This window comes from Hydrogenophaga sp., from assembly GCF_036675665.1.
In the GTDB taxonomy this organism is placed as follows: Bacteria; Pseudomonadota; Gammaproteobacteria; order Burkholderiales; family Burkholderiaceae_C; genus Hydrogenophaga.
The window spans coordinates 40,337-63,278 of the sequence record NZ_JAKFEO010000109.1 but is presented as its reverse complement, the minus strand read 5'-3'; the positions used below and the strand labels follow the sequence as shown (position 1 = coordinate 63,278).

22 protein-coding genes are annotated in these 22,942 nt (G+C 66.7%); 12 read left to right on the top strand and 10 right to left on the bottom strand.

The genetic code is table 11. The annotated features are described in order from the left end of the window. The coding region (locus tag V6M63_RS23170; RefSeq protein WP_332745762.1) for a vitamin B12 dependent-methionine synthase activation domain-containing protein at positions 1-1,428 on the top strand (1,428 nt) is incomplete at its 5' end. Between the two features lie 25 nt (positions 1,429-1,453). On the opposite strand, the gene V6M63_RS23165 is transcribed toward V6M63_RS23170, so the two are convergent. From V6M63_RS23165 to V6M63_RS23155, 3 genes are read right to left on the bottom strand one after another with little or no spacing between them, the layout of a single operon-like run. Then, a complete protein-coding gene (locus V6M63_RS23165; RefSeq protein ID WP_332745760.1) occupies positions 1,454-2,014 on the bottom strand; it encodes a hypothetical protein in 561 nt (186 codons plus the stop codon). Beyond that, the gene (locus tag V6M63_RS23160; RefSeq protein WP_332745758.1) at positions 2,011-2,544 is read right to left on the bottom strand and encodes a hypothetical protein; all 534 of its coding nucleotides are present in this window, start codon (positions 2,542-2,544) and stop codon (positions 2,011-2,013) included. The genes V6M63_RS23165 and V6M63_RS23160 overlap by 4 nt, the downstream gene beginning before the upstream one ends. Positions 2,545-2,555: 11 nt before the next feature. Beyond that, positions 2,556-4,181 (bottom strand): hypothetical protein, encoded by a 1,626-nt coding sequence (locus V6M63_RS23155; RefSeq protein WP_332745756.1) that lies wholly within the window; start codon positions 4,179-4,181, stop codon positions 2,556-2,558. 299 nt (positions 4,182-4,480) lie between these two features. Between V6M63_RS23155 and V6M63_RS23150 the strand changes: the two genes are divergently transcribed. After that, a complete protein-coding gene (locus V6M63_RS23150) occupies positions 4,481-4,882 on the top strand; it encodes a DoxX family protein (RefSeq protein ID WP_332745754.1) in 402 nt (133 codons plus the stop codon). A gap of 162 nt (positions 4,883-5,044) precedes the next feature. Here V6M63_RS23150 and V6M63_RS23145 read toward each other — a convergent pair whose 3' ends face one another. Both V6M63_RS23145 and V6M63_RS23140 read right to left on the bottom strand, forming a co-directional pair. Then, a complete protein-coding gene (locus V6M63_RS23145; protein WP_332745752.1) occupies positions 5,045-6,484 on the bottom strand; it encodes an NAD-dependent succinate-semialdehyde dehydrogenase in 1,440 nt (479 codons plus the stop codon). Positions 6,485-6,575: 91 nt separating this feature from the next. Further along, complete coding sequence (locus tag V6M63_RS23140; protein WP_332745750.1) at positions 6,576-8,129, bottom strand: YifB family Mg chelatase-like AAA ATPase; 1,554 nt, start codon at positions 8,127-8,129, stop codon at positions 6,576-6,578. 385 nt (positions 8,130-8,514) lie between these two features. Here V6M63_RS23140 and glnK point away from each other — a divergent pair, with 385 nt between their 5' ends. From glnK to V6M63_RS23105, 7 genes are all read left to right on the top strand, one after another. After that, entirely contained in the window at positions 8,515-8,853 is a 339-nt protein-coding gene (gene glnK, locus V6M63_RS23135; protein WP_056264790.1) for a P-II family nitrogen regulator, read from the top strand. A 31-nt stretch (positions 8,854-8,884) separates the two neighbouring features. After that, positions 8,885-10,318: an ammonium transporter gene (locus V6M63_RS23130; RefSeq protein ID WP_332745746.1), complete on the top strand. Its 1,434-nt coding sequence runs from the start codon at positions 8,885-8,887 to the stop codon at positions 10,316-10,318. A 177-nt stretch (positions 10,319-10,495) separates the two neighbouring features. Further along, positions 10,496-10,723: a hypothetical protein gene (locus tag V6M63_RS23125; RefSeq protein WP_332745745.1), complete on the top strand. Its 228-nt coding sequence runs from the start codon at positions 10,496-10,498 to the stop codon at positions 10,721-10,723. A 156-nt stretch (positions 10,724-10,879) separates the two neighbouring features. Then, the gene (gene glcE, locus V6M63_RS23120; protein ID WP_332745744.1) at positions 10,880-12,004 is read left to right on the top strand and encodes a glycolate oxidase subunit GlcE; all 1,125 of its coding nucleotides are present in this window, start codon (positions 10,880-10,882) and stop codon (positions 12,002-12,004) included. A 6-nt stretch (positions 12,005-12,010) separates the two neighbouring features. Then, a complete protein-coding gene (glcF, locus tag V6M63_RS23115; protein ID WP_332745742.1) occupies positions 12,011-13,249 on the top strand; it encodes a glycolate oxidase subunit GlcF in 1,239 nt (412 codons plus the stop codon). A 13-nt stretch (positions 13,250-13,262) separates the two neighbouring features. After that, entirely contained in the window at positions 13,263-13,607 is a 345-nt protein-coding gene (locus V6M63_RS23110) for a CidA/LrgA family protein (protein ID WP_332745739.1), read from the top strand. Further along, on the top strand, positions 13,604-14,350 hold the full coding sequence (locus V6M63_RS23105; protein ID WP_332745737.1) for an LrgB family protein: 747 nt from the start codon (positions 13,604-13,606) through the stop codon (positions 14,348-14,350). Before V6M63_RS23110 ends, V6M63_RS23105 begins: the two co-directional genes overlap by 4 nt. Here V6M63_RS23105 and V6M63_RS23100 read toward each other — a convergent pair. Next, positions 14,298-15,230 (bottom strand): LytTR family DNA-binding domain-containing protein, encoded by a 933-nt coding sequence (locus V6M63_RS23100; protein ID WP_332745735.1) that lies wholly within the window; start codon positions 15,228-15,230, stop codon positions 14,298-14,300. The two genes, V6M63_RS23105 and V6M63_RS23100, sit on opposite strands and share 53 nt — an antisense overlap. Positions 15,231-15,376: 146 nt before the next feature. On the opposite strand from V6M63_RS23100, the gene V6M63_RS23095 reads away from it, so the two are divergent. Next, positions 15,377-16,570, top strand: coding sequence for an acyltransferase family protein (locus V6M63_RS23095; RefSeq protein WP_332745733.1), 1,194 nt, complete (start codon positions 15,377-15,379; stop codon positions 16,568-16,570). On the opposite strand, the gene V6M63_RS23090 is transcribed toward V6M63_RS23095, so the two are convergent. Next, positions 16,500-16,985: a glutathione peroxidase gene (locus V6M63_RS23090; protein WP_332745732.1), complete on the bottom strand. Its 486-nt coding sequence runs from the start codon at positions 16,983-16,985 to the stop codon at positions 16,500-16,502. The genes V6M63_RS23095 and V6M63_RS23090 overlap by 71 nt on opposite strands. Before the next feature lie 182 nt (positions 16,986-17,167). Between V6M63_RS23090 and V6M63_RS23085 the strand changes: the two genes are divergently transcribed. Beyond that, positions 17,168-18,364 carry a hypothetical protein gene (locus tag V6M63_RS23085; protein ID WP_332745731.1) on the top strand — a complete coding sequence of 399 codons (1,197 nt, stop codon included), beginning with the start codon at positions 17,168-17,170 and terminating at the stop codon, positions 18,362-18,364. Here the strand turns inward: V6M63_RS23085 and lplT are convergent. Then, positions 18,361-19,644 (bottom strand): lysophospholipid transporter LplT, encoded by a 1,284-nt coding sequence (lplT, locus tag V6M63_RS23080; RefSeq protein ID WP_332745730.1) that lies wholly within the window; start codon positions 19,642-19,644, stop codon positions 18,361-18,363. The two genes, V6M63_RS23085 and lplT, sit on opposite strands and share 4 nt — an antisense overlap. Positions 19,645-19,841: 197 nt before the next feature. Between lplT and alr the strand changes: the two genes are divergently transcribed. Next, entirely contained in the window at positions 19,842-20,957 is a 1,116-nt protein-coding gene (alr, locus tag V6M63_RS23075) for an alanine racemase (protein ID WP_332745729.1), read from the top strand. A gap of 58 nt (positions 20,958-21,015) precedes the next feature. Here alr and V6M63_RS23070 read toward each other — a convergent pair whose 3' ends face one another. After that, complete coding sequence (locus V6M63_RS23070; protein WP_332745728.1) at positions 21,016-22,566, bottom strand: glycosyltransferase family 39 protein; 1,551 nt, start codon at positions 22,564-22,566, stop codon at positions 21,016-21,018. A gap of 8 nt (positions 22,567-22,574) precedes the next feature. Next, positions 22,575-22,934 (bottom strand): SMR family transporter, encoded by a 360-nt coding sequence (locus V6M63_RS23065; protein WP_332745727.1) that lies wholly within the window; start codon positions 22,932-22,934, stop codon positions 22,575-22,577. Between the last annotated feature and the right edge of the window lie 8 nt (positions 22,935-22,942).

Sequence of the window (22,942 nt, the reverse complement as noted above, 5' to 3'; positions counted from 1 at the left end):
AAGGGCGACGTGCACGACATCGGCAAGAACATCGTCACCGTCGTGCTCCAGTGCAACAACTACGAGGTGGTGAACATGGGCGTGATGGTGCCCTGCCACGAGATCCTGGCCATGGCCAAGGCCGAGGGCGCCGACATCGTGGGCCTCTCCGGCCTGATCACGCCCAGCCTGGAAGAGATGCAGTACGTGGCCGGCGAGATGGAGAAGGACGCGCATTTCCGCGAGAAGCAGATCCCGCTGCTGATCGGCGGCGCCACCTGCAGCCGCGTGCACACCGCGGTGAAGATCGCGCCGCACTACAGCGGCCCGGTGGTCTACGTGCCCGACGCCTCGCGCAGCGTGGGCGTGGCGCAGGGCCTGCTCTCCGACCAGGCAGCGCAGTACATCGCCGAGCTCAACGCCGACTACGACAAGGTGCGCACCCAGCACGCCAACAAGAAACAGGTGCCGCTGTGGCCGCTGGCCAAGGCGCGCGCCAACAAGACCCCGATAGCCTGGAACGCCTTCGAGCCGAAGAAGCCGCGCTTCATCGGCAAGCGCGTGTTCAAGAACTTCGACCTCAACGAGATCGTGAAGTACATCGACTGGGCGCCGTTCTTCCAGACCTGGGACCTGGCCGGCCCGTTCCCGGAGATCCTCAAGGACGAGGTGGTGGGCGAAGAAGCGCGGCGCGTGTTCAGCGACGGCAAGCGCATGCTGCAGCGCCTGATCGAAGGCCGCTGGCTCAGCGCCAGCGCGGTGGTGGGCCTGTACCCGGCCAACAGCGTGAACGACGACGACATCGAGCTCTACACCGACGAGAGCCGCAGCGAAGTGGCGCTCACCTGGCATGGCCTGCGCCAGCAGACGGAGCGCTTCGAGGTCGACGGCGTGATGCGGCCCAGCCGGTGCCTGGCCGACTTCGTGGCACCCAAGGGTGTGGCCAACGACTACGTGGGCGTGTTCGCCGTCACGGCGGGCCTGGGTGTGGAGAAGAAGGAAAAGCAGTTCATCGACGACCACGACGACTACTCCGCCATCATGCTCAAGGCCCTGGCCGACCGCATGGCCGAGGGTCTGGCCGAGTGCATGCACCACCGGGTGCGCACCGACCTCTGGGGCTACGCGGCCGACGAGGCGCTGAGCAACGAGGAACTCATCAAGGAAAAGTACCAGGGCATCCGCCCGGCGCCGGGTTACCCCGCGTGCCCGGACCACTCGGTCAAGCGTCCGATGTTCGACCTGCTGCAGTGCGAAGACATCGGCATGGCGCTGACCGAAAGCCTGGCCATGACGCCGGCGGCCAGCGTGAGCGGCTTCTACCTGAGCCACCCCGAGAGCACCTATTTCAACGTCGGCAAGATCGGCGACGACCAGGTGGCCGATCTGGCGCAGCGCAGCGCGGTGGCTGAGAAGGAACTGCAGCGCTGGCTGGCGCCGAACCTCTGACGCTGCGCGTGGCAAGGGGTTTGCTTCAGGGTTCGCAGGTGTTGCCGGACGGAAGCTCGGTGACGCTGCCTGAACGGGCGCGGTTGTAGGCCAGGTATTGTTTGGCCCGCTCTCTGGTGTTGGCCGTCAGGGCCTCGATTTTGTCAATGAGGTCGTAGCCTTGTTGGTTGTTGGGCTTGGACACATCCACGAGGCAACTCACGCCTCTCATGGACTGATCTCCAAGCAACTGCAAGGCGGACTTGTCACTCAAGTCGACCAGAATCTTCGCCTGCTGTACGCGAGCCATTTGCTGAGCCGCCTTCTGCTGAGCGTCGGTGATCGGTTGGGCCGTGATCCAGGCGTCGATGTCATCGCGGATGCCGTTGTTGTCCGCGTCAGGGCCCTTGATATCGCTGGAGCGGTCCAGCTTGGGCAATTGGCCGCTGTCTTCCAAGGCCTTGATTTGTTCGGTCAGTGCGACAGTCGTGGAGTTCGACGATGCACGCGATTCGCTGGTTGAGGTGCCGCCTCCGTTGGCGCACAGGGCCGAGATCAACGGCACCAGTACGCACGCTTTCACAAATGGCAAACAGCGGTAGCTCATGGCTCGCAGGTGTTGCCTTTGGGCAATCGGCCTGAACTACCCGAAACTGCTCGGTTGTAGGCGAGGTACTGTTTGGCACGCTCTTTGGTGTTGGCCATCATCGCTTCGAGATGGCCCCTAAAATCCGAACCCTTCTGAACGTCAGGCTTGAAGACGTCCACGAGGCAGCTCACGGCTCTCATGGACTGATCTCCAAGCATCTGTAAAGCGGACTTGTCACTCAAGTCGACCAGGATCTTCGCCTGCTGTACGCGAGCCATTTGCTGGGCCGCCTTCTTCTGAGGGTCGGTGATCGGTTGGGCCGTGATCCAGGCGTCGATGTCGTCGCGAATGCCGTTGTTGTCCGCGTCCGGACCTCGAAGGTCTTTGGAGCGATCGAGCAGCGGCAACTGTCCGGTCTTCTCCAGCATGTCGATTTGTTGGGCCAGCGTCAAAGACTCCGACGGCTCGGACTTGATACCGCCCCCGCCACACGCTGTGAGGCTGAAGACGATGGCGGCCAGGGCAACAGACGTTTGGCTGAGGGACATGGGAAATCCTTTCATTGGGTGAGCGCGGCAAGGCTGGTGGTGATCGTGCCGATGGTGCGGCTGTAGGCCGCACGGGCCTTGTCGAGGTAGGTGGGTTCGAAGCTGTGGCCGGTAGGGTCGATCTTGCTCAGGGGAAGGTTGATGTTGATGTCCGGCACGCTGTTGAGGCCGGTGAGGCGCAGCCCGTTGATGACGAGGTCGATGTCTGCCAGCACATAGTCGCCCCGCAGGGTGGGGGACGCCGGGGCCACGTGCACCACCTGCACCTGAGCATCGGGGTTGACGGCCTTCAACGCATCAACGGCGCTGTTCACGAAGAGGTTGCCTTGCGAATGCGCCACGAGCAGCAGGCCGCTGCCTTCGTCGGCGTAGCGCGTGAGCCGCCCCAGGTGGTCGGCCTGGTTTTCGTAGGTGGGTGAGTCGATGAACAGGGTCAACAGCTTGAGAAAACCGCTGGTGAGCTGGTTGAGCATGGCGCTGGCGGCCCCGTCCACCCACATCAAGAGGGCTTTGCCGCCGTCACCAAGCAGGCCGATCAGGCGACCTGTGAAAGAGGTGTCTTGCTGGTGTCGCCCGGCGAGGATGTCCCAGAAGCTTTCCCAGCGGTTGGTGAACACACCGCCGAGTTCGCGACTGCGCTGCTCGAACACCTCGGCCACGTCTTCCAGGCACGAGAGCTTGCCCAGCGCACCGGCCCCACAGGCGGTCTGGTTGTAGAACTGAGCGTACTTGAGTGGCGAATCCTCATGCTTGGGACCGAATTCGACTTCAAGACGTTTCAAGCTGTCTTGCGCAGCCTCATCCGTATTCGCCACCCCATTAAAAAACCCGATCACGACTTCCTGCTGCATGACTACCCAGGCATCCACGCTGTTCTCGCAGTGTTCGCAGGTGAAGGACATGGGGATCGTGACGGGCTTGAGCGCCTTGGGGCGGAAGGCGAGCTCGATCTGTCCTTGCTTGTTGGTGTAGCCACCCCACGGTCTGCCCGGGGTGGGGACGGCTTCGAAGCTGCCGTGCGAGCCCCAGTGTTTCAGAAGCTCATACAGCGGCACCTCCTTCTCGCGCACCGGAAGTCCGCCATGGGTCACCGTGAACTTGAATTTGACGGGCTCCAGGCTGGGCTTCACCTGCAGCCGGCTGGTCTCTATCGCAATTCGATAGGGCACAAACTCGCGGCTGATGCATTCGGCCCAATCTCCGCTGTACGACTCCGTCGTGCATCCTCCACTGGGCGTGCATTTCGTCTGGACGCTCTCAGTTCGATACAGTGAAATGTCGTAGACCCACGGGTATCCTTCAGACGCTCGGCTCCAATAACCATCAGGCCTTTTGACCACGGTTCGTCTATATGACGTCGTGCTCCCGTCCGAATACGTGGTAGTTCCTTGCCGTGGTTTGAGGATGCTTTCAGGCGTTTCAAGCTCGTGCTGCTCCCAGTTTTGTCCCGTTTGGTATTCCTTTAGGTTCGCTAGCGCATCTCGCGCAAACGCTGTGTCGATAGGTTCGGAACCCAGGTATGGCGCCCATTCCGCTTCCATGTCGGCCTGTTGATAGAAGCACCATGTTGGCCCGGTCGAGGCCGCGCTTTGCACACAACCCACGACACACATCAGGCCGATCAGCCATTCCTTCATGTACCCCTCCCCATTTTTTATTCAGCAGAAGCCGCGCAGTATTCGAAGGGAGAGGCCTGGTGTCGATACTGCGCCCGCAGTAGTTCAGCTTGACACGCGAACAGGTCGCGCCGTGAGGGCACGGTGCGCGCGGAACATCCCTGACCTCAAGCGGCCAGCGGCGATCGGGTCCTCACCAGGCGCAGCTCACCCACGCGCACAGGCCGCACGTTTGTGTTTCTTTTGAGAGCATGGAACCCATTCCTGTACAAAGCGCTCAGCCACAAGGCCTCTCTCTCTTCAACGCACAAGGACCTTCCATGAACGCCATCAACAACCTCTTCAACCAACCCCGCTTCGGCGTGATCCTGCTGCGCTGGACGCTCGCCATCCTCATGATCTTCCACGGCTGGGCCAAGGTGACCGGGGGTGTGAGTGGCATCGAGGGCATGCTGGTGGCCAAGGGCCTGCCGGGCGTGCTCGCGTATGGCGCTTATCTGGGTGAGTTCATCGCGCCGCTGTTCCTGCTCGCGGGCGTGTGGGTGGTGCCTGCCGCGCTGGTGATCGCCATCAACATGGCGTTCGCCGTGGGCCTGGCGCACATGGGCCACTGGTTCGACATCGCCAACACCGGAGGCTGGCGCCTGGAACTGCAGGGGTTCTTCTTCATGTCCGCGCTCGTTGTGGCGTTCGCGAACAAGCTGGGCCCAAACAAGGGCTGATGCGGATCACTCATCGCCGGAGCAAGACCCGTCCCGCCCGAAGCAGCGCCATCCAGAGACACCGCGGGTCCGGCTCCGCTGGCCCCAGGTGTCGCCCCCCCTCCCGCCGAAGGCGAGAGAGGGGGGGGGGAGCCGCGCAGCGGCGCGGGGGGTGGTTCTCCTTCAGACGTTCATGATCGACACGGCGCGGGCGTTCAGGTAGGCGTCCATCGCCTCCGGGCCGCCTTCGGAGCCGTAGCCCGAATCCTTGAGACCGCCGAACGGCATTTCGGCCGAGGGCATGGCGGGCATGTTCACCCACAGCATGCCCACCTCCACGCGCCGCGCCAGCAGGTCCGCGTTCTTCAGCGAGCTGGTGAAGGCATAGCCGGCCAGACCGTAGGGCAGGCGGTTGGCTTCGGCAATGGCTTCGTCCAGGGTCTTGAAGCTGCGCACCGCGGCCATGGGGCCGAAGGGCTCGTCGTTGAACACGCGCGCGTCCAGCGGCACGTCGGTCAGGATGGTGGGCTGCCAGAAGTTGCCGGCCTCGCCGATGCGCTCGCCGCCCGAGGCCAGCGTGGCGCCGCGTTCCACGGCGTCCTTGGTGAACTCGGCCATCGCGGTGACGCGGCGCGGGTTGGCCAGCGGTCCCATCTGCGTGCCCTCGGCCGAGCCGTCGCCCACGGCCAGGCCGGCGGCGTGTTTCACGAGCGCCGCCGAGAACTCCTGGGCGATGCTCTCGTGCACCAGGAAACGCGTGGGCGAGATGCACACCTGCCCCGCGTTGCGGAACTTGGCGCCGCCGGCGGTCTTCACCGCCAGCGCGACGTCCGCGTCTTCCGCCACGATCACCGGCGCGTGCCCGCCGAGCTCCATGGTCACGCGCTTCATGTGCTGGCCCGCCAGCGCGGCCAGTTGCTTGCCCACCGGCGTGGAGCCAGTGAAGGTGATCTTGCGGATCACCGGGTGCGCGATCAGGTAGCTGGAGATCTCGGCTGGCGTGCCGTAGACCAGACCCAGCACACCCGGAGGCAGGCCGGCGTCGGCAAAGGCGCGCACCAGTTCGGCCGGCGCGGCCGGGGTTTCTTCGGGTGCCTTCACGATCATGGAGCAGCCCGTGGCCAAAGCCGCGGCGAGTTTGCGCACGACCTGGTTGATGGGGAAGTTCCACGGCGTGAACGCGGCCACCGGGCCCACCGGGTCTTTCAGCACCATCTGGCGCATGGCGAGGTTGCCGCGCGAAGGCACGATGCGGCCGTAAACGCGCAGGCCTTCGTCGGCGAACCATTCGATGATGTCGGCGGCGGCCATGGCTTCGCCCTTGGCCTCGGCCAGCGGCTTGCCCTGTTCCTGCGTCAACAGCGCGGCAATGGTGCCGGCGCGCTCGCGCATCAATGCCGCGGCAGCGCGCATCACCTTGGCGCGTTCGATGGGGGGCTTGTCGCGCCAGACTTCAAAGCCCTTTTGCGCGGCGTCCAGCGCGAGGTCCAGGTCGGCCTGGCGGGCGTGGGCCACGCGGCCGATCTCCTTGCCGGTGGCCGGGTTGAACACGGCCAGCGTTTCGCCAGCAGCGGCGTCGCGCCACTGGCCGTGGATGAAGAGTTGGGTGTTGGGGTAGGTCATGTGGTCTCCTGCTTGCAAAGGGGGAAACCGGAAACCATACCAGTTGCTTCGCCACTGCCCGGGGCCAGGGGTTTCGGGCCGGCCGCCCGGATCAGGCGCCGGTCTTCTTCAGTACCCGCCGGTACTGCACCGCTTCTGCCAGGTGGGTAGCGCTCACGCCGCGGGCGCCCGCCAGATCGGCTATGGTGCGTGCCACCCGCAGCGCGCGGTGCGTGCCGCGCGCGCTCCAGCCCAGGCGCGCGGCCGTGGTGTGCAGGAACTGGAGCGCGGCGGGCTCTGCCAGCGCATGCTGGTCCAGCGCCCGGCCCGCCAACGACTGGTTGGCCATGCCCTGTCTTGCTTGCGCACGGTCGCGCGCGGCGACCACGCGTTCGCGCACGGCTGCGCTGGATTCGCCCATGCGGTGGGTGAGCAGGTGCTCGGGCGGCAAGGCTGGCACTTCCACATGCAGGTCGATGCGGTCGAGCAGCGGACCGCTGAGCTTGCCCTGGTAGCGCGACACCTGGTCGGGCGTGCAGCGGCAGGCCTGGGTGGGGTGGCCCAGAAAACCGCAAGGGCAGGGGTTCATGGCCGCCACCAGCTGGAAGCGCGCCGGGAATTCGGTCTGCATGGCCGCGCGCGAGATGCGGATGTGGCCGCTCTCCAGCGGCTCGCGCAGGGCTTCGAGCGCGGCGCGGGGGAACTCGGGCAGCTCGTCGAGGAACAGCACGCCGTGGTGCGCGAGCGAAATTTCGCCCGGCCGGGGCGGCGAGCCGCCGCCCACCAGCGCCACGGCGCTGGCGCTGTGGTGCGGCGCGCAGGTGGGGCGCTGGCCCCAGCGCTCCAGTTCGAACCGCCCGGCCAGGGAAGCCACGGCCGCGGATTCCAGTGCCTCGAGCGTGCCCATGGGTGGCAGCAAACCGGCGAAGCGGTGGGCCAGCATGGATTTGCCCGAGCCGGGCGGCCCCAGCATCAGCAGGCTGTGCCCACCGGCCGCGGCGATCTCCAGCGCGCGCCGGGCCGCCGCCTGGCCTTTGACGTCGGCCAGATCGGTGGCCAATGGGGCGTGGGCGATGGCCTGGGCACTCAGGCGCGCCCAGCCGCCGTCATCGGGCGGTTCGGCCGCGGCTGCGTTCTCGGGCGCGAAGCGGGCAATCACATCGAGCAGATGGCGAGCTCGGTAGACCCGGGCCTGCGGCACCAGCGCGGCTTCTTCGGCGCTGCCCGGCGGCAGCACGAGGCGCGCGGCGGTGGCTTCTGGCCCGGCGTCGCGGTGCAGGGCCAAGCTCATCGCGAGCGCGCCGCGCACCGGCCGCAGTTCGCCGCCGAGCGACAACTCGCCAGCAAACTCCCAGTCTGCCAGGCGCGCTGCGCTGATCTGGCCACTGGCCGCCAGAATGCCCAGCGCGATCGGCAGGTCGAACCGGCCGGAGTCCTTGGGCAGGTCGGCCGGCGCCAGGTTCACCGTGATGCGCTTGTTGGACGGGAACTCCAGCCCGGCGTTGGCGATGGCCGAGCGCACGCGTTCGCGGGCTTCCTTCACCTCGGTGTCGGCCAGGCCCACCAGCGTGAAGCTGGGCAGGCCGTTGGCGAGGTGGACTTCGACCTGCACCGGCCGAGCGTCCAGGCCGAGCAGGGCGCGGCTGCGCACCAAAGACAGACTCATCGCAATTCACTCCCTGTTTCGGTGCGTGTTTTTCGTCAGCCACGGGGCCAGACGGCTTTTTGTGCAGGCACTTGTTTGGTGCGCACCCGGAAGGTGCGGACCCGCTCGGGTGGTGGATGGCGCCGTTGGATGACTTTGGGCACCTGTTCACCCCCGCGCCGGCCACTGTAGTGGTCACTGGACCAACAAACCCCACCGGGTAGGGCGTCGCAAAGTTGGCATATTCCCTGCTAGGTCCTGTAAGCGATTGATTCGAAGCGTGGTTTTCCATGCGGCAGTCAGCTCACCGTGATTGGTTTGCTCCCGGGCATACCGAACTCGTTTCACCTCCCGGTGTCGGCCATCCGGTCTCATCACCCTCCTGTTCAAGAAGAGGAATAGCAGCATGAAAATGGTTTCAGCCATCATCAAGCCGTTCAAACTGGACGAAGTGCGTGAAGCACTCTCCGGCATGGGCGTCCAAGGCATCACCGTGACCGAAGTCAAAGGCTTCGGCCGCCAGAAGGGCCACACCGAGCTGTACCGCGGCGCGGAGTACGTGGTCGACTTCCTGCCCAAGGTCAAGATCGAAGCAGCCGTGTCTGACGACCTGGTCGACCGGGTGATCGAAGCCATCGAAGGTGCCGCGCGCACCGGCAAGATCGGCGACGGCAAGATTTTCGTCACCTCGCTCGAACAGGTGGTTCGCATCCGCACCGGCGAGACCGGCAAAGAAGCGCTCTGATCATCGCCACTGAACAAGAAAGATCACAGACATGAAAAAACTGATTGCAACCCTGCTGCTGGGCGCCGGCCTGGCCTTTGCAGGCCTGAGCGCCACCGCGCAGACCACGACCGAAGCGCCTGCAGCCGTCACCGCGCCGGCTGCAGACGCTCCCGCCGCCCCCGCGGCTGTTGAAGCACCGGCTGCTGCCGCCCCGGCAGAAGCCGCTGCGCCCGCTGAAGAAGCGGTCAAGGAAACCATGGACAAGGGCGACGTGGCCTGGATGATGGTCTCCACCATCCTCGTGGTGCTCATGGTCGTGCCGGGTCTGGCGCTGTTCTACGGCGGCCTGGTCCGCAGCAAGAACATGTTGTCGGTGCTGATGCAGGTGATGGTGGTGTTCTCGCTGATCATCGTGCTGTGGGCCGTGTACGGCTACAGCCTGGCGTTCGGTGGCGAGGGCCTGATCGTCGCCAACCTCGACAAGGTGTTCCTGATGGGCATCAAGATGGACACCTTGGCCGCCACCTTCACCCCCGGCGTGATGATTCCCGAACTGATCTTCGTGGCCTTCCAGGCCACGTTCGCCGGCATCACCTGTGCGCTCATCGTGGGCTCGTTCGCCGAGCGCATGAAGTTCAGCGCCGTGCTGCTGTTCTGCGCGCTGTGGTTCACCTTCAGCTACATCCCGATCGCCCACATGGTCTGGGGCGCCGGTGGCTACCTGTTCGACAAGGGCGCGCTGGACTTCGCTGGCGGCACCGTGGTGCACATCAACGCTGCCATGGCCGGTCTGGTCGGTGCCTACATGGTGGGCAAGCGCATCGGCTACGGCAAGGAATCGATGGCGCCTCACAGCCTGACGCTGACCATGGTGGGTGCCTCGCTGCTGTGGGTGGGCTGGTTCGGCTTCAACGCCGGCTCCAACCTGGAAGCCAACGGTGGTGCTGGCCTGGCCTTCATCAACACCCTGCTGGCCACCGCCGCCGCGGTGCTGGCCTGGTGTGTCGGTGAAGCGCTCTCCAAGGGCAAGGCTTCGATGCTGGGCGCTGCGTCCGGCGCTGTGGCCGGTCTGGTGGCCATCACCCCGGCCTGCGGTTCGGTGGGCCCCATGGGCGGCATCATCATCGGCCTGATCGCTGGCTTCCTGTGCCTGTGGGGCGTGTCCGGCCTCAAGAAGATGCTGGGTGCCGACGACTCGCTGGACGTGTTCGGTGTGCACGGCGTGGGCGGCATCGTGGGCGCGCTGCTCACCGGTGTGTTCTCGGCCGGCTCGCTCGGCGGCATCAAAGGTGACGACTACTCCATCGCCAGCCAGATGGTGGTGCAGGCCGAGGGCGTGCTCATCACCATCGTGTGGTCGGGTGTGATCGCCTTCATCTGCTACAAGATCGTTGACATGATGTTGGGTCTGCGCGTCTCGGAAGAAGCCGAGCGCGAAGGTCTGGACATCACCGCTCACGGCGAGACGGCCTACAACCGTTAAGCCCTGCAGGTCTCACCGCGCGGTGCGGTCCGTTCTTCAAGGAATGCCCCCACCGCGCAGTTGTTGAGAATCTCCTGTGGAAGTTGAACCCGCGTTGCCGCCAGGCACGCGGGTTTTTTTGTGCCTGGTGAGTTCTTTATAGTTACAGGCCCATCAACGCGACATTCGGGAGGACTCATGATTCCAGCGTTTTCGCTCCGCATCCTGGTGGCTGCAACCGCCAGCCTTTGCCTGACTGCTCATGCGGCCACGCCTGGCAGCGACACCGGCGCCCAGCGCAAATCCACGTCGGTGACCTTCCACAAGTCGCCGTCCGAAGAAAGTCCGGCGGCGCGTGAGAAGCGCCTCAAGCGCGAATGCAAGGGCCGGGCGAATGCGGGCATGTGCCTGGGATACACCCGATAGAAAGGGCCCCCACGCTTCCCCGCTTCGCGTGGTCCGCTGCCCCCCGGGGGGGCTGATCCGCCTTGGGGCGGCCCGGCGGCGGATCGTGGTTCGTTTGCAGCGGACCGTGCAAAAAAATCAAAGTCTGGCCTGAGATCGGCGACTACCATCGATCGGATGCAAGCCAGCACCATCGAAGAACCCAGCCATCTGATCGACCAGATCAAAGAAGCCGCCGCTGCCCGCAGGCCATTGCGCATCGTCGGCGGCAACACGAAATCGTTTTACGGCACGCCCACCGAGGGCGATGTGCTCTCCGCCGCCGACTGGTCCGGCATCGTCAGCTATGAGCCCACCGAGCTCGTGATCACCGCGCGAGCGGGCACTCCCCTGGCCGAGGTGGAGGCGTTGTTGGCCGGCCAGGGCCAGTGCTTTCCGTTCGAACCACCGCGCTTCGGCCCGGGTGGCACCGTGGGGGGCATGGTGGCTGCGGGCCTGGCTGGCCCGGCGCGGGCCAGCGTCGGCTCGGTGCGCGACTATGTGCTGGGCACACGCTTCATCAACGGCCGCGGCGAGCTGCTCACCTTCGGCGGCCAGGTCATGAAGAATGTGGCGGGTTACGACGTGAGTCGCGTCATGGCGGGGTCGATGGGCACTTTGGGCGTGATCAGCGAGGTGAGTCTGAAGGTGCTGCCCGTGGCGCTGGCCGAGGCCACGCTGGTGTTCACACTTGGCCAGCACGAAGCCCTGGAGCAACTGCACCGCTGGGGCGGCCAGCCGCTGCCGATCAACGCGTCTTGTTGGGTAAAGGACGACACGCAGCCAGACGCACCCGAGCTCTTGTTTGTGCGCCTGCGTGGCGCGCTCGCTGCCGTGGAAGCGGCCTGCGAACGCATGGCGCGCGAGGCCGGCGGCACCCGCATGGACAACACGCAAGCCGGGCCAGACTGGGACGCCTGCCGCGACCAGCGCCTGCCGTTCTTCACCGCGCCCTCGCCCGAGCTGTGCCTGTGGCGCCTCTCGGTGCCGCAGACCGCGCCGGTGCTCGCGTTGCCGTACGCGCAGTTCGTCGAGTGGCAAGGTGCGCAGCGCTGGCTGTGGGCACCGGCGGCGGCGGCCTTGGAGCTGCGTGCGGCGGCAACGGCGGTGAACGGTCACGCCACGCTGTTCCGCGCTGGTGCCGATGGCGCACCTGGCGTGCCCCGCTTCCAGAGCCAGAGCGCCGCACTGCAAAGCATTCAGGCGCGTCTCCTGGAAGCCTTCGACCCCGCAGGCATCTTCAATCCAGACCGGATGGGCTGATCCGACATGCAAACCCAGCTCTCCCCCGAGTACCAGGCCCGCGCCGACGGGCGCGCGGCCGAGGCCATCCTGCGCAAGTGCGTGCACTGCGGTTTTTGCACCGCCACCTGCCCCACCTACCAGCTGCTCGGTGACGAGCTGGACGGCCCGCGCGGGCGCATCTACCTGATGAAGCAGGTGCTCGAAGGCGCCGAACCCACGCGCAAGACGCAGATGCACCTGGACCGTTGCCTCACCTGCCGCAACTGCGAAACCACCTGCCCCAGCGGGGTGGACTACGGGCACCTGATCGACATCGGCCGCAAGCTGGTGGATGAAAAAGTGCCCCGCCCGGCGGCCGAGAAAACGGTGCGCTGGCTGCTCAAGGAAGGCCTGCCTTCCCCGCTGTTCGGTCCGGCCATGAAGCTCGGCCAGTGGGTGCGCCCGCTGCTGCCGGCGTCGTTGCAGAACAAGGTGCCCGCGCCCCGCGCCGCTGGCCAGTTGCCCACCCGCACCCACGCGCGCCGCGTGCTGCTGCTGGCGGGTTGCGTGCAGCCGGCCATGATGCCGAGCATCCACAGCGCCACCGCGCGGGTGCTGGACGCCGCCGGCATCCAGGGCGTGCTGGCGCCGGCCGCGGGCTGCTGCGGCGCGGTGAAGTTCCACCTCAACGACCAGGACGGCGGCATGGCCCAGATGCGCGCCAACATCGATGCGTGGTGGCCCCTGGTCGATGGCGCCAACGGTGTCGAGGCCATCGTGATGAACGCCTCGGGCTGCGGCGTGACCGTGAAGGAATACGGCCACATCCTGAAGGACGACCCGGCCTACGCCACGAAGGCCGCGCGCATCAGCGAGCTCACGCAGGACCTCAGCGAATTGCTGCCCGCGCTCGTGCCCACGCTGCGCCCCTTGCTCAAACACCAACCCGACGCATCGCGCGTGATCGCCTTTCACCCACCCTGCACCTTGCAGCACGGCCAGAAGCTCAAGGGGGGCGTGGAGCAACACCTGGCCGCGCTCGGCTTTACCGTGCAGGTGGCGAAGAACGAGGCGCACCTGTGCTGCGGCTCGGCCGGCACCTACTCGGTGCTCAACCCGGAGATCGCCTACGAGCTGCGCGACCGCAAGCTCGGGCACCTCGACGAACTCCAGCCCAGCGTGATCACCAGCGCCAACATCGGCTGCATCACGCACCTGCAGAGCGGCACGACCACGCCGGTGCGCCACTGGGTCGAGGTCCTCGACGAAGCGCTGTCCACTTGAGTCGCTCCTCGCCGTGATCCCAGCGCTCGCCACCCTGCTCGTTTTTCAGTTGCTGGGCGAAGCGCTGGTGCTCGCCACGGGTGCGCCGATGCCCGGCCCGGTGGTGGGCCTGGCCCTGCTGTTGTTGACGCTGGTGTTGCGGCCCTCCGCGCTGGGGGCCATCAAGCCCACGGCGCAGACGCTGTTGCAGCACCTCTCATTGCTGTTCGTGCCGGCCGGTGTGGGCGTCATGCTGCACCTGCAGCGCCTGGGCAACGAGGCCCTGGCGATCGGCGTGGCGTTGGTGGTGAGCACCCTGGTGGGGCTGGCCAGCGCGGCCCTCACCATGACCTGGTTGATGAAGCGCTTGAAGCCATGAACCCGGTCTCGCCATTGCCCGGTGCGCTCGCCGACATCTGGGTCTATCTCTCGGCCACACCGTTGCTGGGCCTGACGCTCACGCTGCTCGTCTACCACGGCGCTTTCCTGCTGTACCAGCGCAGCGGCTTCAATCCGCTGGCCAACCCGGTGGCCATCGCCATTGCGGTGCTGGCCACGTTGCTCTGGGCAACGGCCACACCCTACGCCACCTACTTCGAAGGCGCGCAGTTTGTGCACTTCCTGCTCGGGCCGGCCACGGTGGCCTTGTCCATCCCGCTGTTCGAACAGCTCCCCCGGCTCAGACGCCTGTGGCTGCCCATTGCCGGGGCGCTGGTGGTGGGCACGCTGGCGGCCACCGTCACGGCCATCGGCGTGGGCTGGGCGCTGGGCGCGTCCAAGGCCACGCTGGCGTCGCTGGCGCCCAAGTCGGTCACCAGCCCGGTGGCCATGGGCATCGCCGAAAAGATCGGTGGCATCCCGTCGCTCACTGCCGTGCTGGTGGCGGCCACCGGCATCTTGGGCGCGGCCAGCGCGCGCTTCCTGTTCGATGCCTTGCGCATCCACGACCCGATCGTGCGCGGCTTCGCGCTGGGCACCGCCGCGCACGGCATCGGTACCGCGCGGGCGTTTCAGGTGAGTGAGGAAATGGGCGCCTTCGCGGGGCTGGCCATGGGCCTCTCGGCTTTGTTCAGTGCGGTGGCGCTGCCGCTGGTGGCGGGTCTGTTGCTGCGCTGGGTGTAGCGCGCGCCCGCTGGCTGATCGCGAACCGGTAGCGGCGACTGCAGGGCACGGCGGAGCCGTCGCGCATGGTCAGGCGCGCGTCCCCGCTGTCCAGCGGCTCGATCTCGGCGATGTGGTCCAGATTCACCGCGTGGCTGCGGTGCACGCGCACGAAGCGCTCGGGGTCCAGCTGCTGCAGGAATTCGTTGAAGGTCGAGCGCAGCAGGTAGTCGTGGCCGTTGACGTGCAGCCCCACGTAGTTGCCTTCGGCCTGCAGCCACTCGATGTCGGACGCCGCCACCAGGAATTCACGTCGCAGCTTGCGCACCAGGAAACGCGTGGGGCGCGGCGCGGGCAGCGGGGCCGCATCCGCGCCCGGGGCCTGTTCCGGCGCGTCGAGCAGTCGGGCCTCGCCGGTGAGCCGCAGCATCAGGAAGCGGTAGCTCATCAGCGCCGCGACGATCATGGCGTAGCTGCGCACGTCCTTGAGGTATTCGTAGGCCAGCTGCACCGACCAGGGGCCGAAGTCGTAGCGTTCGCCCACCAGGGCGTAGCCCGCCTGGCGCAGCCACAGCATGCCCAGCACATGGAGCACGCAGAACACCAGGCTGGCGCCCAGGTGCAGCGGCAGCGCTCCGCGCAGCGTGTCCCAGCGCAGCGGGAAACGGCGCTCGAACGCCACGATCGCCGGGATCAGCGCGCCGATCACGAGCGCGCTGGTCGCTTCCCACAGCACCGGTTGCCACGGCGCGGGCTGCCGCGCTGCGACCCGCTCCAGGTCCATCCAGGTCACCACGCTGTTGAAGGCGGCCTGCAGCGCGAGCACGACCACCCAGAAGGCGACCTCGAACCGTCGGCGAACCGCGAGGTAGCGAGTGAACCAGTCGGGGGAAAGCGCCATGCCCGGCAGTCTAGACCCGCAGGCCTGTTCAGGCCGTCCCGGCGGATCACCACTCGTCACAGCCGGCCCACGAACCATCCCAAACCGGCCCGCGGGGCCGCCGCCGGCCCCAAGAATCGACGCCTTTCAATCGGAAGGGGTTTCCCATGAACCGCCGACACGACATCGATGCCCTGCGCGCCCTGGCCTTTGGGTTGGTCATCCTGTACCACGTGGCCATGTACTACGTCGCCGACTGGCACTGGCACCTGAAGAGCCCGCACGCCGCCGACTGGCTGCAGTGGCCGATGCGGGCTGTCAACCTCTGGCGCATGGACCTGGTGTTCCTGATCTCGGGTGTGGCCTTCGGCTTCCTGCGCCAGGGTGGCACGCCCGCCCGCCTGATCGGGCAGCGCAGCCTGCGCCTCCTGCTGCCGCTGGTGTTCGGCATGGCCGTGGTCGTGCCCTACCAGGCGTATGTGCAGGCGCTGGACAACGGTGCCATCGTGCCGGGCTTCGCGGCCTTTCTGGCGCGCTACACCACCGGTGGCCCGTGGCCGCGCGATGCCTTCGACGGCTGGGACTTCGGCGTCACCTGGAACCACCTCTGGTACCTGATCTACCTGTGGGCATACACCGTGGTGCTCGCGCTGCTCACGCCGGTGCTGGACTCGGCCGCGGGCCAACGGCTGCGGCGGGCGTTCACCCAGCTGCGCGGCCTGGCCCTGCTGGTGCTGCCCGTGCTGCCGCTGGCCCTGTACTCACTGACGCTGTGGCCGCGCTTTCCGCCCACCCACGACCTGGTCCACGACGCCTGGCTGCACGCGGTGTACTTCACCTTGTTCGTCTACGGTTACTGGGTCGGTGTGGACGCGGGGCTCTGGGCGGCGCTGCGCCGCCTGCGCTGGATCGCGCTGGCCCTGGCGCTGGGCTGGTTCGCGTTGCACGTGGGTCTGCGCCTCACGGCCGTGGGGGCTGACCCGCTCTGGCGCCTGGCGGCGCGGCTCGCGGCCGACGCCTACGTGTGGACCAGCCTGGTGGCGGTGCTGGGTTGGGCCCACCACCGGCTCAACCGGCCCTGGCCCTGGCTGGCCTGGGCCAACGAGTCGGTCTACCCCTGGTACGTGCTGCACCAGACGCTGATCATCGCGCTGGCCGTGCTGCTGGCGCCGCTGGCGCTGGGCCCGGTGGCGGAACCCGCCGTGCTGCTGCTCGGCACGGTGCTGGGCTGCTGGCTGCTCACCGACGGGCTGGTGCGCCGCTCGGCGTGGCTACGGCCGCTGTTCGGACTCAGCCCGCGAGCGCGGCCTCGATGTCCGACGCCAGCTTCTCCGGCGCGTCCTGGGGCGCGTAACGCTTGATCACGCGGCCGTCCTTGCCCACCAGGAACTTGGTGAAGTTCCATTTGATCGCCTTGCTGCCCAGCAGTCCGGGCGCCTCGGCCGTGAGCCATTGGTACAGCGGGTGGGCCTCGGCGCCATTGACGTCGATCTTCTCCATCATGGGAAAGGTCACGCCGAAGTTGAGCTGGCAGAAGCTGGCGATCTCGTCGTTGCTGCCCGGGTCCTGGCTGCCGAACTGGTTGCACGGAAAACCCAGCACCACGAGCCCGCGTTCGCCATAGGTCTTGTGCAGCTTTTCCAGCCCGCCGAACTGCGGCGTGAAGCCGCAGGCGCTGGCGGTATTGACGATCAGCATGGGCTTGCCCCTGAACTGCGCGAGTGACACCGGCTTGCCGTCGATGGACAAGGCTTCAAAGTCGTGAATGCTGGACATGGAGGTCTCCGTTGGGCAAAGGTGGGGTGAAAGTCAGGGCTGGATCCGTGATCGTTGCCGCGCCACGGGTGTCGCATTTCAAATGACAGCTGAACGCAAGACAGCGTACTCCGTTGCAAAAAAGGCATACTCATCAAGGTCTTACGGCGTCAACCAACACTCTCAGCGGGCGAGGCAAATCGATGGTGGCAGCATATTCGGTGGCGCTGGTGGGCTTCACGCAAGCCGAGTCCGCCACGTTCGAGTCCTTCTTCCGCATGGCTGCGCGCCGCCCGCCCAGCTACATGGTGCAGGACGAAGTGATGGACGCCCAGATCCTGATCGTCAATGCCGACAACACCCAGGCCCTGCACCTGGTTCGTGATGCCGGACTGCCCGGCAAGATCCTGCTGGTGGGCCAATCCGACGGTGGCACCGGCTGGCCTTTGCAGCGCAAACCCGTCAAGTTGGTCGCGGTGCTCAATGCGCTGGACGTCCTCGTCGGCGTGCGCCCTTCGGCTCCCGCAGAAAGGCGCGCACCCGCCACTGGCTTCATGGCCACCCAGCCTTATGAGAGTTCCCAGCTGCAAGGGTTGCACGCGAGCATGCGGCTGGCCAGCGGCCGCCTCGCAGCGCCCGACCACGGGCCTGCGGTGGCCTATCGAGCGGGCGCCGACCGCAGCTTCTCCGCCACCCAGCCACCTGAAGAGCAACCGCCCCCCATGGCGCCGGCCGTGAGCGCGCGCCGGCGCCGCTCGTCCGACACCGAGTTCCCGCCCACCCGTCCCATGGAGCGTGACGAGCTGCGATCTCTGGCTGCCTCGGCACCGCAAGCACCGGTGGCCGCGCAGCGCATTGCCGCCAACCGCCAGGGCACCATGCGCCTGACCGACTTCGGAGGCCTGGACGATCTGCCGTCACCGCCCGCGCCTCGCTCCACCCGCGCGCCGCGTTCCAGGATCAGCCCCGAGAAGGCAGCGGTGCCCGACGTGCCGCGCGGCGACATGCTGCTGGTGGCCGAGAGTCTCGTGGAAGGCCGCATCCTGCTCAAACGGTTCAAGCGCTATGGCCTGACCATCGACTGGTCGCGCGAAGCGGCGCAGTCGCTCGTGATGCTCAAGGCCAACCCTTACCGGCTGGTGGTGATCGACCGGCTCAAGGGAGAACCCGACGCCAACCAGATCTGCCGCTCCGCCAAACAGACCAAGGGCCCGAAAGGCGCGCCGGTGGTGATCATGTTCGCGCCCACCGCTGGCAGCATGGACCGCATGAAGGCGGGTCTCGCCGGCTGCGATGCCTACCTCTCGCGTTCGGTGAGCGAGGGTGATCTGTACAAGGTGCTGGCGCAGCACCGCCTCGTGAGCCTGGACGGCTTCGCACCGACGAACGTCGGGTTCTAGCCGTGCAGGTCGTCCCGTCGGGCGATCTCCAAGAGCCGTTCCAGTTCGTGCGGGTGCGTGCGCTGGTTGTGGCGGTGCCACAGCGCGATCAGGCCCATGAAGCCGGCCACCAGCAGACCGAAGGCGGTGATGGCCGCGAAGGCCGACCACCCCATGCCGGTGTAGAAGCTGTAGAGCGCACCCAGTGTGAGGATGCAGGCCTGCTCGTTGAAGTTCTGCACCGCGATCGAGCGGCCCGCACCCATGAGGTTGTGGCCGCGGTGCTGCAGCAGGGCGTTCATCGGCACGACCAGAAAGCCGCCCAGGCCACCCAGGAGCACCAGGAAGGGCGCGGCCACCCACACGTTGTCGATGAAATTCATGAGGATCACCAGCACACCCATGGCAATGCCCAGTGGCATCACGCGCGTGGCCTGATCCAGCCGCATGCGCATCGAGGCCACCACCGCACCCACCGCGGTGCCCAGCGCCACCACGCCCACCAGCGATGAGGCCTGCGTGGTGCCATAGCCCAGCGCCGCACCGGCCCAGGCCAGCACGATGTAGCGCAGATTGCCCGACACGCCCCAGAACAGCGTGGTGGTGGCCAGCGAGATCTGGCCCAGGCGGTCGCGCCACAGTCGGCTGTTGCAGCGCCAGAAATCGGGCAACAGGGCCCAGGGGTTCGTGGGCATGGGCCGCGGGGTCACACCGGTGAGCGGGATGCGCGTGTTGAACCACGCCGCCAGCATGTAGACCAGCATCAGCGCAGCCACCGCGGCTTGCGCGGGGTGGTGGATGCCGGTGTGAAAGCCGGGGATGTCGATCGCCAGCAACTGGGCCGACACCCAAGGGCTGACCAGCTGGCCACCCAGCAGCACCCCCAGGATGATGGAAGCAATGGTCAGGCCCTCGATCCAGCCGTTGGCCTTGACCAGCTGCGACGGTGGCAGCAGCTCGGTGAGGATGCCGTACTTGGCCGGTGAGTAGGCCGCTGCGCCCAGGCCCACCAGCGTGTAGGCCAGCAGCGGGTGCACGCCGGTGAGCATGAGCAGACAGCCCACCACCTTGATGGCGTTGCTGATGAACATGACCTGGCCCTTTGGTCGGGCGTCGGCGAGGGCACCCACGAAGGGCGCGAGCACCACGTAGAACAGGGCAAACAGGGGAACGAGGGCGGCGCTTTGCCACTCGGGCGCACCACGCGTGCGCAGCAGTTCGATGGCGGCCACGAACAGCGCGTTGTCCGCCAGCGAACTGAAGAACTGCGCCGTCATGATGGTGTAGAAGCCGCGCTTCATGGCGATGATTTTGAGCGCCGGGTGGCTTCAGCAGAGAGAGGCTGAGCGGGTCGCAGCGGCATTTTTATGCGACAGTTGACAGGTGTCTCCAGGGGATGCGGGGTTATAGCACGCCACCCCCGGACGACACCGAATTCACGGGTGTTGACCTCGCTTGCAACACCGTTCGATGACGGACCTCACGCCCGACTGCACCCATGCCCCGCCCCATCCTCGCCACCGTCCACCCCGAAGCCCTTCGCCACAACCTGCGACGCGCCCGCGAATGCGCCCCCGATGCGCGGGTGTGGGCCGTGGTCAAGGCCAACGCCTACGGCCACGGCATCGAGCGCTGCTTCGATGCCCTGCGCTCCGCCGATGGTTTTGCCCTGCTGGATCTGGCCGAGGCCGAACGCATCCGCGCGCTCGACTGGCGTGGCCCCATCCTGCTGCTCGAAGGCGTGTTCGAGCCGCGCGACCTGGAGCTGTGTTCCCGCCTGCACCTGTGGCACACGGTGCATTGCACGGAGCAGATCGACTGGCTGGCCGCGCACAAGACGCTGGTGCCGCATCGCGTGTTCCTCAAACTCAACAGCGGCATGAACCGCCTGGGCTTCACACCCAACGGCTTTCGCAGCGCCTGGGCGCGGCTCAACGCATTGCCACAGGTCGACGAGATCTCCCTCATGACCCACTTCAGCGACGCCGACGGTCCGCGCGGCATTGCGCACCAGGTGGCCGCTTTTGAAGCCGCCACCGCCGACCTGCCGGGCGAACGCACGCTGTGCAACAGCGCGGCCTTGCTGCGGCATCCTTCGGCGGCGCTGCGTGGCGAGGGCGCGACGACATTGGCCGGCGACTGGGTGCGCGAGGGCATCGCGCTGTATGGCAGCGCGCCCGACTTTCCCCTGGGTTCATCGACCGACTGGAACCTGCAACCAGCCATGACCTTGTCGAGCCGGATCATCGGCATGCAGACGCTGCAGACCGGCGACACCGTGGGCTATGGCTCCGCTTTCACCGCCGACAAGCCGATGCGCATCGGCGTGGTCGCGTGTGGCTATGCGGATGGCTATCCGCGCCACGCGCCCAATGGCACGCCGGTGCTGGTGGACGGGGTGCGCACGCGGGTGGTGGGGCGGGTGAGCATGGACATGGTGACGGTGGATCTCTCGGGCCTCGATGCTGCCGGCATGGGGTCGGAGGTGGTGTTGTGGGGGCGGTCCTCTGCTGGCGGGGTGTTGCCGGTGGACGAGGTGGCGGCTGCTGCAGGGACGATTGGGTATGAGTTGATGTGTGCTGTGGCGCAGCGGGTTCCGTTTTCTTTGTCGTGATGTTGTTTCTTGCGTGGCGAGCCGGGTCTCGGCCCGGCTCGCGACGACGACAAAAACATCACTTCAAACGAGAAGAAGGAGAACAGGCAACAAACCCATACCGCTCACAAAAAGGACTCCCCAACACCGGCAGCCAGGCAGGCACGTCGTGAAACTCCCGAGCCACCTCCGCGAGCACCCCATCGCGATACGCCTGAAAACGGAACCCCACCCCATCCACCGCGAAGAACGGAACGCCCTCCACCTCGAAGCGCTTCACGCTCACGCGCTCGAAGTACGGCGCGAACTCGGCCAGCACCGGCTCGTCGTAGAGAAACACCCGGATCGGCTTGCCGTCGTACACGCGGAAATCGATGATCTGGTCGTCCTGCCGCGCATGGTGGCGGCCCACGCCGAACACCGGCACGTAGGCGCCGTGGTGAAACGCCAGCATGCCCGCCGGGTTGTAGGTGCGAGCCATCAGCGTGGCATCGGCCGGCAGGTCTTGCTTCAGCGCGGCCACCACCGCGGGCGTCTCGCGCAAGAAAACAGCCCGGTCGTGAATCTTCAAGGGCTGCCACCAGGCCAGCGGCGCCCACGCAATGGCCGCGACCACCAGCAGGTGCGGCACGGAGAGGGCCACCGTCCAGTTCAGCGCGCTGCGCAACGGCCGGGCCTCCAGCCGCATCCCGACCCACACCACAAACACCGGCACGAAGCCGAGCACCCAGTGCAGGCCGATGGTGCGGCGCGTGCTCAGCAACGCAAACACCAGGATGGGGAAGAGCCACAGCACCGCCAGCGTCGTGCGCGTGGTGGTCGAGGTGCCGGGGGCCGCTCGCGAGGTGGCACCGCGCCACAGCAACCAGGGCGTGAGCAGGTAGACCGCCATGCCCACGTACACACCCAAGGTCTTGAACGACCAGGCCGAGCCTTCGTTGCGGTTGAACACGTTGAACATCACGTTGGTCCAGCCGTGCGTGGCGTTGAAGGCCACGTTGAGCGCGATGGAGGGCAGGGCCAGCGCAAAGATCAGGAACGGCGCCCACCAGCGCTCGCGTCGCCAGCCGAAACAGTGGGCCGCGTAGGCAAAGCCCAGCAGTGCGGCGAAGTACTTGGAGAGAAACGCCAGGCCCAGGAACAAGCCCGCCAGTGCGTACCAGGATGCACTGTGGTGTGTGCTGGTGTCGGCCCGCAGGTAGGCCCAGGCCGAGAGTGCCATGAAGAAGATCAGCGGCGTGTCCGTGGTCACCAGCACGAACATCCAGCTCCACGGCATGGCCAGGTACACCGCACCGGCCAGCCACGCGCTGGACTCGCGTTCGTCCGGCAGAAACCGGCGCAGCGCATCGACGATGCCCAGCGCGATCACGCTGGTGACGATGAGCGTGAAACTGCGCAGCACCAGCGGCTGGTCGCTGATCTGGCGCAGCACCGCCAGCAGCCAGCCCACCATGGGCGGGTGGTCGGAGTAGCCCCAGGCCGGGAACACGCCCCACTGGTAGAAGAAGGCCTCGTCGCCGGTGAACGGAAAGCCCGCCGCGATGGCGATCTTCAGGACGAGGGTGATGGCGAACGCGGACCAGAAGATCTGGCGCGACGCGTGGGCGGAGAATTCGGAGGCGCGCATCGGCTGCATCAGGCGTCAAAGGCCAACAGAGAGACGCCCACCACGATCAGCGTGCAGCCCGCCACGCGCAGCCACGAAAACGGCTCGCCCAGCCACAACACACCGAGCGCCATCGTCACCACGAAGCCCAGGCTCACCAGCGGGTAGGCCAGGCTCACGTCCAGCCGCGAAAGCACCCACAGCCAGAGCACGGCGCTCGCGCCGTACAGCACCAGACCCAGCCACACCATGGGGCTGGTGAGCGCGTGCAGGTAGGTGGTGCCCACGTCGGCGCCGCTGGGCGCGCCCATGCCGCGTTTCATGGCGAGTTGCGCCGCTGAAGACAGCAGCACACAGAAGACGGCCAGGCCGATGGCGATGGATTTCATGGGGAGCT

What these genes read in the sequence shown, in the direction of transcription:
- V6M63_RS23165 (WP_332745760.1), bottom strand. Translation starts at nt 2,014, where the DNA reads ATGAGCTACCGCTGTTTGCCATTTGTGAAAGCGTGCGTACTGGTGCCG.
- V6M63_RS23160 (WP_332745758.1), bottom strand. Translation starts at nt 2,544, where the DNA reads ATGTCCCTCAGCCAAACGTCTGTTGCCCTGGCCGCCATCGTCTTCAGC.
- V6M63_RS23155 (WP_332745756.1), bottom strand. Translation starts at nt 4,181, where the DNA reads ATGAAGGAATGGCTGATCGGCCTGATGTGTGTCGTGGGTTGTGTGCAA.
- V6M63_RS23150 (WP_332745754.1), top strand. Translation starts at nt 4,481, where the DNA reads ATGAACGCCATCAACAACCTCTTCAACCAACCCCGCTTCGGCGTGATC.
- V6M63_RS23145 (WP_332745752.1), bottom strand. Translation starts at nt 6,484, where the DNA reads ATGACCTACCCCAACACCCAACTCTTCATCCACGGCCAGTGGCGCGAC.
- V6M63_RS23140 (WP_332745750.1), bottom strand. Translation starts at nt 8,129, where the DNA reads ATGAGTCTGTCTTTGGTGCGCAGCCGCGCCCTGCTCGGCCTGGACGCT.
- glnK (WP_056264790.1), top strand. Translation starts at nt 8,515, where the DNA reads ATGAAAATGGTTTCAGCCATCATCAAGCCGTTCAAACTGGACGAAGTG.
- V6M63_RS23130 (WP_332745746.1), top strand. Translation starts at nt 8,885, where the DNA reads ATGAAAAAACTGATTGCAACCCTGCTGCTGGGCGCCGGCCTGGCCTTT.
- V6M63_RS23125 (WP_332745745.1), top strand. Translation starts at nt 10,496, where the DNA reads ATGATTCCAGCGTTTTCGCTCCGCATCCTGGTGGCTGCAACCGCCAGC.
- glcE (WP_332745744.1), top strand. Translation starts at nt 10,880, where the DNA reads ATGCAAGCCAGCACCATCGAAGAACCCAGCCATCTGATCGACCAGATC.
- glcF (WP_332745742.1), top strand. Translation starts at nt 12,011, where the DNA reads ATGCAAACCCAGCTCTCCCCCGAGTACCAGGCCCGCGCCGACGGGCGC.
- V6M63_RS23105 (WP_332745737.1), top strand. Translation starts at nt 13,604, where the DNA reads ATGAACCCGGTCTCGCCATTGCCCGGTGCGCTCGCCGACATCTGGGTC.
- V6M63_RS23100 (WP_332745735.1), bottom strand. Translation starts at nt 15,230, where the DNA reads ATGGCGCTTTCCCCCGACTGGTTCACTCGCTACCTCGCGGTTCGCCGA.
- V6M63_RS23095 (WP_332745733.1), top strand. Translation starts at nt 15,377, where the DNA reads ATGAACCGCCGACACGACATCGATGCCCTGCGCGCCCTGGCCTTTGGG.
- V6M63_RS23090 (WP_332745732.1), bottom strand. Translation starts at nt 16,985, where the DNA reads ATGTCCAGCATTCACGACTTTGAAGCCTTGTCCATCGACGGCAAGCCG.
- V6M63_RS23085 (WP_332745731.1), top strand. Translation starts at nt 17,168, where the DNA reads ATGGTGGCAGCATATTCGGTGGCGCTGGTGGGCTTCACGCAAGCCGAG.
- lplT (WP_332745730.1), bottom strand. Translation starts at nt 19,644, where the DNA reads ATGAAGCGCGGCTTCTACACCATCATGACGGCGCAGTTCTTCAGTTCG.
- alr (WP_332745729.1), top strand. Translation starts at nt 19,842, where the DNA reads ATGCCCCGCCCCATCCTCGCCACCGTCCACCCCGAAGCCCTTCGCCAC.
- V6M63_RS23070 (WP_332745728.1), bottom strand. Translation starts at nt 22,566, where the DNA reads ATGCGCGCCTCCGAATTCTCCGCCCACGCGTCGCGCCAGATCTTCTGG.
- V6M63_RS23065 (WP_332745727.1), bottom strand. Translation starts at nt 22,934, where the DNA reads ATGAAATCCATCGCCATCGGCCTGGCCGTCTTCTGTGTGCTGCTGTCT.